This window comes from Cupriavidus sp. PB-02 (assembly GCF_058252315.1).
On the sequence record NZ_CM177695.1, the window covers coordinates 962,473 to 977,021 of the forward strand.

Below are 14,549 nucleotides of genomic sequence, written 5' to 3' on the forward strand. Positions count from 1 at the left end.
CTCAGGCGCGTTCGGTCCGCTTGCCTGCGATCACCAGTGCAATGCCACCGAGCACGGCGGCCGCGCTCAGCGCCAGCCGGAAGGTGAGCGCCTCGTCCAGCAGCGCGATGCCGCCCACTGCGGTAATGACCGGCACGCTCAGCTGCACGGTCGCGGCAGTGGCGGCGCGCAGCTGCGGCACCACCGCATACCAGACCACGTAGCCAAGACCCGAGGTGATCGCGCCGGACAACAGCGCATAGCGGAGCCCGGTGCCGTCCAGCGAGCGCTCGGCCTGCATCACCGCGCCCAGCGCCAGCGCCATCGGCACGGCCCGCACGAAGTTGCCCGCGGTCGTCGAGACCGGATCGGCGGCACGCCTGCCGTGCAGCGAATAGATGCCCCACGCGATGCCCGCGGCGATCATCATTAGCGACGAATGCAGCGGCGGCGTAGCCAGGCCGGGGAGCATCAGCCAGACCAGGCCGGTCAGCGCCAGCGCCAGGCCGATCCACTGGCGCGCGCGCAGCGGCTCGCCAGCGTAGAGGCCATAGCCGGTCATGGTGGCCTGCACCGACCCAAACAGCAGCAGCGCGCCGGTGCCCGCGCTCAACCGCATATAGGCGAACGAAAAGGCCGCGGCATAGCAGAACAGCGCCAGCGCGGACAACCAGTTGCCGCTCAGCGCGCCATCGCGCCCGCTTGAGCGCTCGCGCTGCCGCCGCGCCATCACGATGACCCACAGCACCACCGCCGCGGCCGCCACGCGCGCAATCGTGAAACTGGCCGCGTCGATGGTGGTGCCCTTGAGCGCGAGCCGGCACAGCAGCGAATTTCCGGCAAAGGCCAGCAGGGCCAGCGTCGTCAGCAGGGCGGTGCGGGCGCGCGGCATGCGTGGCGGGTTGGCTGGAGGCTGCGTTGGTGCCTGTGTCCGATGTCTTGCACCAGCTTCAGTCCGCCGCCGCGGTGTCGCCGATGGCGAACGAGGACAAGTGCTCGATCGCCCTGACCAGGCCCGAGTGGTCCCATCCGGCGCCGCCCAGTCCGTCGCAGACATTGAACAGCTGCTGGCACGACGCCGTGTTGGGCAGCCCCACGCCGAGCTGGCGCGCGGTGGACAGCGCCAGTTCCAGGTCCTTCTGGTGCAGCGCGATGCGGAAGCCCGGGTCGAAGGTGCGCTTGATCATTCGTTCGCCATGCACTTCCAGGATGCGCGAGCTGGCAAAGCCGCCCATCAGCGCCTCGCGCACGCGCGCCGGATCGGCGCCGGCGCGCGCGGCCAGCACCAGCGCCTCGCTGACGGCCTCGATGGTCAGTGCCACGATTATCTGATTGGCGACCTTGGCGACCTGGCCCGCACCGGCTTCGCCCACGCGCGTGATGTTCTTGCCCATCAGCTGCAGCAGCGGCAGCACGCGGTCGAACACTTCCTGCTTGCCGCCCACCATGATCGACAGCGTAGCGGCCTTGGCGCCGACCTCGCCGCCGGAGACCGGCGCGTCGATGTAGTCGACGCCAAGCACCTCGATACAGCGTGCGAACTCGCGCGTTGCGATCGGCGAGATCGAACTCATGTCGATCACCGTGACGCCGCCGGGCGTGTCGGCAAGGCCGTCGGCCACGCCCTCCTTGCCGAACAGCACCTGCTCCACGTCAGGCGTGTCGGGAAGCATCAGGATGATGGTTTCCGACTGCCGCGCCACTTCCTCGGCATTGGCGCAGGCCTTCACGCCCGCATTGAGCAGGTCCTGCGGCACGCCGCTGCGCTTATAGGCGAACACGGTATGCCCGCCGTCGACAATGTGCTGCGCCATGGGCTTGCCCATCACGCCAAGTCCGATAAAGCCGATCTTGCTCATGTCCGTGTCCTCGGTGGTTACCTGTGGGCTGCCGCGTGGTGCGGCGGGGCATAACTGATGATAGTCAGTCACAGCGTATGCTCTGCACCGGCGGGCCTCTTGGCTTGGATACAGCTTGCTGTGGCGGGTTTTCCGCAAATCCAACGCCTTGGATCATATCGCGGTGCGCGATGCAAATCGCCCCGATTCTCTTTCGCTTGGCTCCTGGCCGGCCCCTGGAATCTGGGCCTCTCAGGAGCACCACATGACTAAGATCAAGCTGACCAAGAGCGTTGTTGATGCTGCAAAGGCACAGACCAGCGACGTCGAACTCCGGGATACGATCGTTCCGGGCTTCATATGCAAGGTAACACCAACCGGCCGCAAAGTGTTCATGCTTCAGTACCGCACGAACTCGGGTATGCGGCGTAAGCCGGCGCTCGGCCAGTTCGGCGAGCTGACCGTCGAACTGGCGCGGTCGCTGGCCCCGGACTGGCTAGCCGAAGTCCGGCGCGGCGGCGACCCTGGACATGACAAGGCCAAAGCCCGCAAGGCGCCTACCGTCAATGAGCTCTGCCTCCGGTTCATGGAGGACCACTCCAAGCTACACAACAAGCCAAGCACGCGGCGCTCGTATCAGCACCAGATCGACTGCTTTGTCATCCCGGCCTTCGGCAGCAAAAAAGTCCACGAGGTCACACGGCAGGACATCACCACGCTGATGAAGCGTATGGAAAAGTCACCCATCCAAGCCAATCGGACGCTGGCATGCATCTGCAAAATGTTCAACCTGGCCAAGGTGTGGGGTTACCGGCCCGACGGCTCCAACCCTTGCCGTCACGTGCCTAAGTACCCGGAGAATGGCACGACCCGCCTCATCACCGATGAGCAGATGGTCAAGCTGTTCGCATATCTGGACAAAGCCGAGGCGGAGGGGCTGGAGCATTCGATCCACCTGCTTGCCGTCCGGCTGCAATTCGAGTTCGCGGCGCGGATGTCGGAGGTCCGGCTTTTGCAGTGGGATTGGCTCGATCTGTCCAACGGCCGGGTGGTGTGGCCGGACAGCAAGACGGGCGGTATGTCCAAGCCCTTGAGCGAGGAGGCCCATCGGCTTCTGTCGAACGCGCCGCGCTACGGCGATTCACCCTATGTCTGTCCCGCCATCCTTGATCACAGCAGGCCGCTCAGTCCGGCATCCTACTACCACGCATGGCTGCGCATCCTCGAGCGCGCCGGCGTTCCGAAGGTCGGCACCCACGGCATCCGCCACCGCGCTGCCACGGATATCGCCAACTCCGGCATCCCGGTCAAGGTCGGCATGGCGCTGACAGCGCACAAGACCTTGGCGATGTTCATGCGTTACGTCCACACGGAAGACGATCCCGTGCGCCAGGCTGCGGAACTGGTGGCGAGCCGGCGCAAGATGATCACTGGAGCGCGGCAGGCCGAAGGAGTGACGAAATGAAGCGGCGCAAGATAGCCGGTCCGTCGCCTGCAGCACCGTCGGCCCTGCTGGGCGACATCCGGGCATTGATCGAGGCAGCGCGGCAGCGCGCCGCCTCGGCGGTGAACAGCGAGCTGACGATCCTTTACTGGCGTGTCGGCCACCGCATTCATACGCAGGTTTTGGAGGGTCGGCGGGCTGACTACGGCGAGGAAGTGCTGGCCACACTGGCGGCCCAGTTGGTAAGGGACTACGGCAGCAGCTTCGCCGAGAAGAACCTGCGCCGCATGGTGCAGTTCGCCACAACCTTCCCAGACGAGCAGATTGTCGTATCTCTGATACGACAATTGAGCTGGACGCACTTCATCGCCCTAATCCCGCTGAGAGACCCGCGCCAGCGGGATTACTACGCGCAGATGGCCAGTGCTGAACGGTGGAGCGTGCGGACGCTGCGAGAGCGCATCGACTCGATGCTGTACGAGCGCACGGCATTATCCAGAAAGCCGGAAGAGTTGATAGCGCAGGAGCTGGCAACGATGCGCGATGCGCGGCGAATGTCGCCCAGCCTCGTCATGCGCGACCCATACATCCTCGACTTCCTGGGGCTTCGAGACGCCTGGCAGGAGGGCGATCTGGAGGCAGCGATCGTCCGCGAAATGGAGTCCTTCCTGCTGGAACTAGGCGTGGGCTTCACCTTCGTTGCCCGCCAGAAGCGCATCCAGTTGGATGGCGACGACTTCTACCTCGACTTGCTCTTCTACAATCGGAAGCTGCGGCGGCTGGTGGCGGTCGAACTGAAGGTCGGCGAGTTCAAGGCGGCGTACAAGGGCCAGATGGAGCTATACCTGCGCTGGCTCGATAGGAATGAGCGGGAACCGGAGGAGGCCTCGCCGCTGGGCATCATCCTTTGCACTGGCAAGAAATCCGAGCAGATTGAGTTGCTCGAGCTGAACAAGTCGGGCATCCATGTGGCCGAGTACCTGACCACCTTGCCGCCGCGCGAGTTGTTGGCCGAGCGGCTACAGCAAGCGGCCGCGCGTGCACGGTTGCAGATCGAACAGCGCGGCGATGATCAGGAGAAGCACCGACCAGAGGGGGCGTATTCAAATGAACCATAGATTGCTGGCAGCAGCTGACGGCCCCACTCCGGCGCGTAATATTGGCTAGTCTTCGTCTCGCGGCAAGTGACTGCACATTGCGAATTGTTTCCGCTCGGAGAATCTTTCAGCCGTCGGCCAAAATCCGTGGGCAGGAATAGCATAGATCGCGCACATACGTGGATTGAAAACTATTGAAGCTTGCACGGTAGTCATCCCATGAAAATCCAAGTGAAGTGGGTGGTGCGCTACCATTAATCGCTGATATATTACTTATACCGTTTACTGCAATTAACGTTGGACGTTGCCTTTTATTGCTTTAGAGTTATTCGTTCTCCGAGGTCCGCCGAGAATCGGATATTCGCGCATGCATTCGCCAAAGGAACGGAAAATCATCGGTAAGGTAGCGCGCAGAGATCCCCAGCTTGTCAGCAGAATAGCCAATCAAGCCATCGTCGACGATAAACTACAGGTCCTTGCGCCGATTTGAACTGGCCTAGATCTCGGCATTTGAAAAATAGTCCTAACACCAAATTATTGAAATAAGCGCAGTTATGTCTAAACTAAGTCGCGTAAAATTGGCTTTGCTACGTATTACGATGTAATATTTATCATCACTTTTCCAACTTTTTCTTTCATGCCCGCTGCCGACCTGGATCTGACCGACGCCGCGCTGCAGGCCGACCTGGCCGAGCTGCGTACGCGTTTTCCCGAGACCCGCGCGCTGTACCGCGAGGTCTGCGGCCTGCTGTTCTTCCGCTACGGCGTCACGCCCACCGCCAACAAGCTCTACAGCCTGGTGCGCAAGGGCAGCATGGGCACGCCCGCCGAGGTGCTGCAGGCGTTCTGGCAGGAACTGCGCGGGCGCACGCGCGTCACCATCGACCATCCGGACTTGCCGGAGGCGTTGAAGGACATTGCGGCCGGCGCGGTCCAGACCATCTGGCAGGCGGCCAACGAGGCCGCCACCGGCGAACTGGCCACGCTGCGCGCCGAGGCCCGCCACGCGGCCAGCGCCGCCGAGGCCGAGCGCGACGCCGCGTGGACCGAGACCGCGGCGGCCCGGGAGGAGGTGGCCGCCATCTCGGCGCAGCTGGCCGAGGCGCGCCAGGCGCACGACGCCGTGCAGGCGCAGCTGGCGGCGGAGCGGCAGGCACACGCGGCGACCCAGGCCCGGCTGGAAGCGGGGCGGGCGGAGTTGGAGGCCGCCGGGCGGCAGTTGGCGGAACTGCGCACCCAATTCTCGACCGAGCTGGAGCGTGCGCGCGAGCAGGTGACCCTCGCGCAGGAACGGGCCGAAGCCAGCGAGCGACGGGCCTTGCGCGAACTGGACTCCGAGCGTACCGCGCGCCAGCAGAGCGAGCGCACGGGGGAAGCGTTGCGCGGCGAGTTGGTAGCGGCGCGCGGCGAGGCCCGCGACGCGGCGGTGACACAGGCCGAAGTCCGCGCCCGGCTCGAAGCCCAGGCCGCAACGCTCGCCGATCGGCTCGCCAGCGCCGAGCAGGCGCAGCGCAAAGCGGCGCACGACCTGGACGCGGTGCAGGCGGAGCTGGCCGCAGCACAGCGCCGGGCCGAGCGCGCCGAAGCCGAGGCGGCGCTGGCGCGCCAGCTGCTGGCAGAATTGCGGATGGGACCGCCCGAGCGGCGGGGGGAGAGTGGTGGCGGGCGGCGGCGCAAGGCCGGGAGCCCGGCGCCGACCGAACAGGCGGTGCCAGGCGCAAAACCGGGCGAACAGCAAGACGACAAGCAGGGCGCGCCGACGGCCGCCTCCCACCCGGAAGACGGCAGCGACAGCAGTGACGACAGCAATGACAGCAAAAAATGAGCGGGCGGCGGCGATCCGCTGGATCCAGAATGAGATGGCCGACTACGGGCTGACCATGGAGGAACTGGAAGCCGCGGGGTGCTTCGATCCGCCGCCTCCTCCACCACCACCGCCGCCACCTGCACCAGCGCCCGTGGTCTGCTACCGCAACGCCGCGGGGCAGAGTTGGGACGGGCAGGGCGACATGCCCGACTGGCTGCGGCGGGCGGTCAATGCGGGGCAGAGCGTGGAGTTTTTCCGGGTCGGATAGCCGAGAGGTATTCGGAGCCTCCTATCCGTCATGCGCGACACCAAGGAATGCAAGACGCGAGCCCTATGACGAAACCGCAGGCTACTTCAATCTTTAACTTAAGGACCTCCATGTTCGACCTATCTTCCATCTTCAATAGAGTTAATGAGCGGGGATTGTCCAATGCTGTTGTGGTTTTTGGTGGAAATTTCTATAAGACACTTCGCCAAACAATGAACACATCAAACGTGGACATTCTCGCCATGCAAATGGAATTTCCATTGCTTGCCATTTCAGTAACCAACGCTTTTGTTGGCTTACGAAAGCCAAATTCTCAAAAGCTAATGGCTAACAATACAAAGAATGCCGCGATGGCCTATGGCATCCACTTTGAAAGCATAACCAAAGGGAAGGTGACGTCAGAAAGCTATGCTGGAAAATTGGCTAGAAACCTTGCGGAAGGGCAAGGTATGGAGTACACCCGCATCATTTTCGAGGAAGCCCCAGCGCACCAGCCACAAAAGCTAATATTGCATTTTTTGCAGAAGGTGCATGCAACCATTCCCGATTCCGAGATGGACAGGGCCATTGAGGACGTGGCCAGCTCCCTATCGCTTCTTCTTGACGATCTAAAGAAAGCTGGTGTTTGAGAGAGGCGGGCAGAGCTGGAGCGCGCCAGGCGACAGCTGGAGGACGTTGAAACAACCTAGTGTCCCGAGTCAGAAATTCGTAGACAAAATCGTTAGATGCTAGGATCGACGCAAACCACCGCCTTCCCTGAGCGCGGCCATTCTTGAAGGCTTCTGGGGCGGTCCAGTGCCAATGTGAGCGGGCGCAGCGGCATCCGTCGCTGAAAATAGCTACTGCCGCACGTCACGCGGCCAACTGCGATGACCGGAGAAAAGACGGCTCTCGGCAGTTAGCGGAGAGCCGCAGAACGTCCACGATCTCTAGTGGGATTGGGTGAGGCCACCACGTCCACTTCGCCTGCGTCCAGGACAGGTCGAATTGCCTAATGTCATCGCTTTCCGTCCAAACCGAGATGGGCTCATCGTACTTTTCATGGGCTCATCGTACTTTCCGTGCATGTATGGACCCGACGCCTTTTGCAAGCTTCTTGTTCGTGATGTCGAAACGGTCTGCATGCATGTATCCGGCTTGCCCGATAGGCGCCTGCCGAAGCACGCCCGCAGCCTCCATGAGATCCAAGCATCCTGTCCTTAGCAATTTCACGGCTCGCCGAACACGGCAGCCACATCCACCCCCCACGCAACATCAACAACGCTCACGCGAAGCCATGTTTATCTCTTCTACCGACTACAAAGCGCGCATTGTCTCACTCGTCAGCCAAAGCGAAGCCATCGATATTGCTGTTGCCTTCTGGGGAGAAGGTGCCTCGAAGCTCTTGACCGGCCCAGGCAAGCGCTTCCGCATTCTTTGCAATCTAACTTCTGGCGGGACCAATCCCATGGAGATTGAAGCGCTGCTAGCAGACAAGCACGACGTCCTTCATCTTGAGGATCTGCACGCTAAGGTCGTGGTGGGTGATAAGGTGGCGATTGTCGGGTCCGCAAACTTCTCTACGAACGGCCTAAACATCCAAGGCGATGAGTTTGACGGGTGGCAGGAAGCTGGTTATGCGACTGACAAGACCGCGGACCTGCAGCAGATGCGGGAGTGGTTTGAGATCCAGTGGAAGCGTGGAAGCAAGATAACGCCACGAATCATGGAACAGGCGCGGGGGAACTGGGCTAAACGCTGTGCCAACCGCGTACCGATGTCAAGCAATCACGAGTCCGTACTGTCGATGACACCTGCGGCACTCGAAGGACGGAACATCTTCGTGGCGCTATGGCGAGGCGATCCTTCGCCTGAGGCTCAATCCGAGTCGACACTCGTGTTGGAGCAACACGAGGGTGTGTCGCCGGCCAACGACACCACGAACTGGGACATCTTTGAAGATTGGGACGAAATCAAGGTCGGACAAACGGTGATCCCGGTCTACGTAGGAACGAGGGGGCGGATAAAGGTCAAGGGCGCTTATGAGGTCTTATTTACCCATAGCAAAAGAAGGGAGCAAGCCTTGAATCGAGGCGAGCTTATGGAGCTGAAGATGTGCTACAAATTGAAGGACGTGGCCGGCTTGCCCTTCACGGACGTCCACTGTCAGAGTTTGGCTTCCCTAATCAAGCAATCCGGCAAGGTAAACGAATTCATCAACGCTGGAACACCGCTCGTGCCACTAGGGGCGTTTGTCACGAAAATTTGAGGAAGCTTCTCGATCAGGCGCAGTTCGATAAGAACAGGGTAAGCAGCGCGATTCAATCCTTCGACCATGGAACTGCAGTCGGTGTAACCGCTGGGACTTAGCCCTGCTCGGTGAATTTTGCTGCGGCCCTAAAAGCCTGGGAGCCTTTCCCCCCGAGCTCAAGCGCGCGGTCAATGCGGGGGGAGCGCTGCTTCCCGGGACTGCGCCTTTCGCGTCGGCGAGAATTCGTAAGGAAGGCTTGGCGCAGGCGAGAAGCGAACGACACGCAAGAGACAAGGTCTCACCGTCCATGGGATTAGGAAGCGTCTGCACGTGCAGTGACTTCAATGAAGGAGAACGAATTGGCCCCAGAGCAAGTGGTTGAACCCGTTGTCGCGAGCAATGCGACGGACGGACTTGGTCAGATGGAGCTTCCCATCGCTGAGGCGATGCGCGACGCGGATCCCGTCATTGGTGAAGCCAGTGATGCATGCGTCGGTAGTGGCAGCGTTGACACCCGACGCTTGGACTTCTGGTCCACAAGCCGGGATAGCGGCCCGACGGCGACCGTGTCATATCGGCGCCGGCGGCCTTACACAGCCCCGGACGCTTCAACGGAAGACGTGGCACCGGAAGAATCGATGGAAGCCACCGCCTCGGAAGCGTTGACTGAATCTGACGCGCCGGAAGCGCCCATTGAAGCCATGCACTCGGAAGCGACCACTGAAGCCGTGGCCGAAGCTCCGGTTGAAGTCCTGGCCACGGACGAACCGACGGAAGCTGCCGCCCAGGACGAACTGACCGAAACGGCCGCCCCGGTAGCACCGCTTTACGCCCCAGCTCCGGAAGCTGCGCCTGAAGAGATGCAGGCCCCGAAGCGCGGTCGGAAGCCGAAAGCGCTCACCAAAACTGCCGCTGCGGAAGCTGCGCCGGAAGAGACGCGGACCCCGAAGCGCGGTCGGAAGCCGAAAGCGCTCACCGAAACCGCCGCTCCGGAAACTGCGCCGGAAGAGAGGCGGACCCCGAAGCGCGGTCGGAAGCCGAAAATCCTAGCTGAAGTTGCCGCTCCGGAAGTCACGACTCAAGAGACCCCAACCCGGAAGCGCGGGCCGAAGCAGATAGCACTGCCTGGAGTGGAGGCTGCCCCGGAAGCGCCGACTCAGAAGACGCAAACCCGGAAGCCGCGACAGGAGCAAAAAGCGCCTACCGCAACTCAAAGCCCGTCCCAATCCTCACTGCTCGCTCAACTGGCATCTGTCAATGCGCAACTTGAGCAGTTGCGAGCCACGGAAGTGCCAAAGGTCGTGGAGGAAATTCAGCAGTTGATGCAGGAGTACGACCTCAGCATTGAGGACATTGCGGGCAAGCCCAGTGTTGCGCCCGCTGCCCGCGCTGTTCCGACCAAGACGAAGGCCGCGCCGCGCCCGAGGTACCGCAATCCCAAGACGGGCCAGACCTGGTCGGGGCGCGGTAGGGCTCCCGCGTGGATTGGCAAGAAGCCCGAGCGTTTCCTAATCGATCTCTTGTACTGAACGACAGGTTGGCGGGCGCGGCCGGTCCGCCCCCCTTCTGACTAGCAAACTCGGCAGGCCGGAAGTTCGGCGGCCACTGCGTAGGAAGCCCAAGGGGAAGAGCTTGGCAACGAGCAGGGGGCGGCGGCGCTGCCTGGCAATCGCCCCGCACTGACCGGCCGGTTCTCCCTACGCAAGAGCGTGGGCGAGTAGCCGCTACTCACTGCGCAGCCGTGCGCGAGCCCACGGCATAATGGCACCGCATTCCGCCGCCGGCGGGTTCGTAGGAGATATCGTGAGTCTGGAGGCAACGCATTACAACCTGCTGGTCAGCAGCAACGAAGAGGCGTGGGAAGGCCTGTCGTGGAGCATCGAAAAGGACCGGCTGTTCGAGTACACGACCGAGATCGTCAGGGGACGTATGCCGCCACTGAGCGACGCGACCTTTCTCACCCTGCAGGCCTTGCCGACCTTGTTCGCCTACGAGCGCATGTGCGCCAAGGCGGCACGCGTGGGTCGCATCACCGGCGTCACGCATCGGCACGATGGTTACGGCGTCACGTTCGAGCTCGATCCAGCCATCGCGCCGATCCCGCCCGAGCGCCTTGAGGCGCTCGGGCCCGCGCTCGATATCGAACGAAGGTTCGAGCTCAACCGTACCCACTGGGCAGTCAAGAACGTCGCGCTGGCGCCTGTCCTGCAGCAGGCCGGGCTGATGCCGGCGACAGCCAGCATCCCGGCGCCGGCGCCGCGCACGCCAGTGGCGTTCCTGTCCTATTCGCACGACTCGGCCGAACACAAGGCGTGGGTGGCGCAGCTCGCCTTGGATTTACGCAACTATGGCGTCGACGTGCAGCTTGACCAATGGCACACGTTGGCCGGGCACGATCTGGAGGCGTTCATGCGTCGTGGCATCACGCAGAGCGACTTCGTGGTGCTGGTGTGCACGGAGCAGTATGTGCGCAAGATCGAGGACGGGACCGGCGGCGCAGGTTTCGAGCACACGCTTATGTTGGGGCAATTCCTCCGGCAGCTGGGCACGGGCAAGTTCATTCCCGTCATTCGGCAGACCGTTTCGCCCCGCCAACTGATCCCGGCGCTCGCCACGCGCGCCTACGTGGATCTCTCCGAGGGCGTGACGTACCCCGACCGCGTGCAGGAGCTCGCCCGGGCGCTGCACAACCAGCGGCCAGTGCTGCCGCCGCTCGGCCGGCCGCCGGTGCCGCCACCGCCAGTCCGGTAGAGTGGCGACATGACTGAATACCATTTCTACATGGACGATTCGGGCTCACGCGATCCCGATCGTGACCGCCGCGCCGACCCGCAAGGCCCCGACTGGTTCGCCCTCGGTGGCCTTCTGGTGCGGGCCGACGCGGCGGATGCCGCCAAAGCGAGCATTGCCGCCTTCCGCGCGCGCTGGCCACAGATGGCCGGCGAGCCGTTCCGCTCCTACGACATCCGCAATAAGACGGGGCGCTTTCGCTGGCTGGAGGCCTTGCCGCGCGAGCAGGTGCAAGCCTTCATGGGCGAGCTGACCGCGCTGATCGCCGGGCTGCCCATCCACGTACTGGCCTGCGTCATCGACCGGCCGGGTTACAACCGGCGCTACATGGAACAGTACGGGCCGCGCCGCTGGAAGCTGTGCCGCACCGCGTTCAGTATCGCGGTGGAGCGGGCCGCCAAGGTGGCGCATCTGCATGGCGCGCGACTGCGGGTCTTTGTCGAGCGCAGTGACCCGAAGACCGAGGGGCAGTTCAAGGGCTACTTTGACGAGATGCGTCACGCCGGGCTGCCCTTTAACGCGGCCACCTCGCAAAAGTACGCGCCGCTTGCGCAGGCGACGCTGCACGCGACGCTTTTCGAATTCCGCGTGAAAACCAAGGCCTCGGCGCTGATGCAGTTCGCCGATCTGGTGCTCTGGCCGGTGTGCCAAGGGGGCTACGACGCCAGCCACCGGGCCTACACGGCGCTGGCGCAGGCGGGCAAGCTGGTCGGGTTGCTGTGCACGGCGGACAACGGGCTGCAGGGGATCAAGTACAGCTGCTTTGACGGACAGCAGGCGGCGTAGGCGGCGCCGGGCCGCGCGTCGGGTGGCATGGCCGGCGCGGGCGCCCCGGGGGAGGGCGGGGGTGCCGCGCGGGGCCCAGACGCACAAAAGCCCGCTCGGAGAGCGGGCTTCAGGCGGCCACCAGTCGAACTGGGGTGACCTCGTAGGCTAGGCCTGCAGTCATTATTGACGGTGCCGCCCGGTCTGTCAAGCGTGCCGCAGGCGCAGCGTGGCGCAGCCGCAGGGGATGGGGCAGAAGACCGCCGTGCGCCAGCACCCCGGAAAATACCGCCGTTACGAGTCCCATAGCGCGGTAGCTGCACGCCAGTCCAACTCGGCAGAACAGGGGCTACGCTCCGCCTAGTTATACTTTCCGTTTTCTGAAGCGACCCCAGTAGTCGCGACCATGATCGGGCGGAGTCGGCGGCCGATTGCCAACAGTCGGAATTCTCAAGCGGATCGCTGCCGGCTCGGCGCAGAGGATCTGGCAAGCTGCCCACAAGTTGGTCGAGCAGAGCCGAGGCTGGGTGTCGTGAGTACGGGCCTTTGAGGCCCGTGGCATGCGTTCCATCCCGACCGCATCGCCCGCTTCTAGACCCGCTGCAGGATTATCGTGTCAGCATCAATCATCTCGATCATTAGTTCGTCCCCGGCGGTCCATCCTGTCCTTGCAACCAGATCGGAGGGGAGGGGAACGAGGATACGACCGCTCCCGTCAGCTGCGTTGATGCCAGTAACGCGCCAGGCGTCCGCCGACTCACGATCTTTCAGGTATTTGAGCAACGTCTCCAATAGAGTCGCATCGTCCTCGGGAAGCAACAACCAGCCGGCACAGTAATCATCTGAGTATTCGGCCCAGGCTTGAACTGCGACATCTCCAGTGATCTGGTAGCCGGCGGCCGCTAGGCAGACGGCTGCTAGCAACTCAGCCGGCCGTCGACGCGCGGGGCTCATTTAGACATCCCCAATCAATAATTTCACGGTAGTGAAATTATTGGGTTGCGACGATAGGTCCCGCGAACAGTCAACGGTCGTCTCTAGACGGTTAGAGTCATCTGATCTTGAGCGCAACCGCTAGCCTGGTGGCGCGTCGCCCAACCCCCGGGATGATGCTCGACGGAGGCTGGTCTGTTCCCGCTCCTCATGCCGCCCGTTGGACGCATTTGCCACTTTCGCGACGAGGGGTGCCGCACGCGTGGAGGAAGGGCCTGCGGCAGTCGGTCGTTGCTGAACCCGTGGCCCAGTCGAAGGAGGTAGAGTGCGCAACAGCCGACAACGACTGTACGTCGCCAGAATCAATCCAAAAAGTGCCCGCTTCTGAAAGGACCCTCAACAAGGATATCGGAGGGTATTGATCACCAAAGAGAACGCCGGGAGCGACTGCCGTCGACTTGGATAATAGAGGTGGTAGCCGGGGCAAACGGGACACCAGTCTTCAAGTACCTGCACCAATCTTCCTTCTTTAACGTGCTGTTGCGCGACGTCTTCAGGTACATACGCCAGCCCATACCCCTCTAAGGCTGCTGCTAGCAGCTGTGGCGAGGTATTGAATATTATCTGTCCTTGTACCTGGACGCGCAGGTCTCTGCCGCCCTTGGAGAACTCCCACGCGTAAAGACCCCCGTAAGTCGGTAGACGGAGATTGGCACAGTTGTGGGCTGTGAGATCCTGCGGCGTAACGGGCTCCTCTCGGTTGACGAAGTAGGAGGGCGAGCCGACAACCACGAACCGAAAATCCGGCGAGATCCGGACGGCGACCATGTCCTTGGCGACCTGGTCGCCAAGGCGCACGCCTGCGTCGTAGCGCTCTGCCACGATGTCGATCAAGCCATAGCTGATCACGATCTCGATTCTGAGTTCTGGATACTTCGGTAGAAACTTCGAAAGTTTCGGCCACAGAATGGTGCTGGCCGCATGGTCGTGGGCGTTGATCCGGATGGTTCCGGCGACTCTTTCGCGAAGCCCGCTGAGATCGTCGAGTTCGGTTTCGATGCTCTCGTAGTGGGGGCCTATTCTTTCGAGCAGCCGTTGGCCTGCTTCGGTAGGGGTCACGCCGCGGGTGGTACGTGACAAAAGGCGGACTCCCAACTTCTCTTCCAGGCCCCGAATCGTATGGCTGAGAGCGGATTGGGAAACGCCCCGCTGCGCGGCCGCGCGGGTGAAGCTTCGCTCGTGCGCGACCGCCAAGAACGCCCCTAACTGGTTCAGGTCGATCCGAGTCATTAATGAATATTACTCATGTCGGTTAGACAAGTTTAGCCTCTACCCTCATGTCGTGGCTATGACTATCTTTGTGTCTTCGAACTTGCCAGCTGTTCCGCTGGCCAATCA

General features: G+C 62.5%; 13 protein-coding genes. 9 read left to right on the forward strand and 4 right to left on the reverse strand.

Features of this window, described 5'->3' with window-relative positions; all coding sequences use genetic code 11:
• Nucleotide 1: 1 nt before the first annotated feature.
• Together AC10V3_RS25165 and AC10V3_RS25170 are read right to left on the reverse strand one after the other, a co-directional pair.
• A complete protein-coding gene (locus AC10V3_RS25165) occupies nt 2-871 on the reverse strand; it encodes a DMT family transporter (RefSeq protein WP_022538134.1) in 870 nt (289 codons plus the stop codon).
• A gap of 58 nt (nt 872-929) precedes the next feature.
• Nucleotides 930-1,838, reverse strand: a complete 909-nt coding sequence (locus AC10V3_RS25170) for a 2-hydroxy-3-oxopropionate reductase (RefSeq protein ID WP_022538135.1) — start codon at nt 1,836-1,838, stop codon at nt 930-932.
• Nucleotides 1,839-2,082: 244 nt separating this feature from the next.
• Between AC10V3_RS25170 and AC10V3_RS25175 the strand changes: the two genes are divergently transcribed.
• From AC10V3_RS25175 to AC10V3_RS25215, 9 genes are all read left to right on the forward strand, one after another.
• Nucleotides 2,083-3,282, forward strand: a complete 1,200-nt coding sequence (locus AC10V3_RS25175; RefSeq protein WP_022538136.1) for a tyrosine-type recombinase/integrase — start codon at nt 2,083-2,085, stop codon at nt 3,280-3,282.
• Nucleotides 3,279-4,379 carry a PDDEXK nuclease domain-containing protein gene (locus AC10V3_RS25180; RefSeq protein ID WP_490924118.1) on the forward strand — a complete coding sequence of 367 codons (1,101 nt, stop codon included), beginning with the start codon at nt 3,279-3,281 and terminating at the stop codon, nt 4,377-4,379. Before AC10V3_RS25175 ends, AC10V3_RS25180 begins: the two co-directional genes overlap by 4 nt.
• A gap of 616 nt (nt 4,380-4,995) precedes the next feature.
• Complete coding sequence (locus AC10V3_RS25185; protein ID WP_490924119.1) at nt 4,996-6,183, forward strand: DNA-binding protein; 1,188 nt, start codon at nt 4,996-4,998, stop codon at nt 6,181-6,183.
• Nucleotides 6,167-6,433, forward strand: coding sequence for an H-NS histone family protein (locus AC10V3_RS25190; RefSeq protein ID WP_490924120.1), 267 nt, complete (start codon nt 6,167-6,169; stop codon nt 6,431-6,433). Before AC10V3_RS25185 ends, AC10V3_RS25190 begins: the two co-directional genes overlap by 17 nt.
• A 110-nt stretch (nt 6,434-6,543) precedes the next feature.
• Nucleotides 6,544-7,062, forward strand: coding sequence for a hypothetical protein (locus tag AC10V3_RS25195; RefSeq protein WP_490924121.1), 519 nt, complete (start codon nt 6,544-6,546; stop codon nt 7,060-7,062).
• Between the two features lie 647 nt (nt 7,063-7,709).
• A complete protein-coding gene (locus AC10V3_RS25200; protein ID WP_490924122.1) occupies nt 7,710-8,681 on the forward strand; it encodes a phospholipase D family protein in 972 nt (323 codons plus the stop codon).
• 326 nt (nt 8,682-9,007) lie between these two features.
• Complete coding sequence (locus AC10V3_RS25205) at nt 9,008-10,192, forward strand: H-NS histone family protein (protein ID WP_490924123.1); 1,185 nt, start codon at nt 9,008-9,010, stop codon at nt 10,190-10,192.
• Between the two features lie 274 nt (nt 10,193-10,466).
• On the forward strand, nt 10,467-11,414 hold the full coding sequence (locus AC10V3_RS25210) for a toll/interleukin-1 receptor domain-containing protein (RefSeq protein ID WP_490924124.1): 948 nt from the start codon (nt 10,467-10,469) through the stop codon (nt 11,412-11,414).
• 9 nt (nt 11,415-11,423) lie between these two features.
• Nucleotides 11,424-12,239 carry a DUF3800 domain-containing protein gene (locus tag AC10V3_RS25215; RefSeq protein WP_490924125.1) on the forward strand — a complete coding sequence of 272 codons (816 nt, stop codon included), beginning with the start codon at nt 11,424-11,426 and terminating at the stop codon, nt 12,237-12,239.
• Nucleotides 12,240-12,809: 570 nt separating this feature from the next.
• Here the strand turns inward: AC10V3_RS25215 and AC10V3_RS25220 are convergent.
• Entirely contained in the window at nt 12,810-13,172 is a 363-nt protein-coding gene (locus AC10V3_RS25220) for a hypothetical protein (RefSeq protein ID WP_490924126.1), read from the reverse strand.
• Between the two features lie 375 nt (nt 13,173-13,547).
• On the reverse strand, nt 13,548-14,441 hold the full coding sequence (locus AC10V3_RS25225) for a LysR family transcriptional regulator (protein ID WP_490924127.1): 894 nt from the start codon (nt 14,439-14,441) through the stop codon (nt 13,548-13,550).
• Nucleotides 14,442-14,549 lie beyond the last annotated feature (108 nt).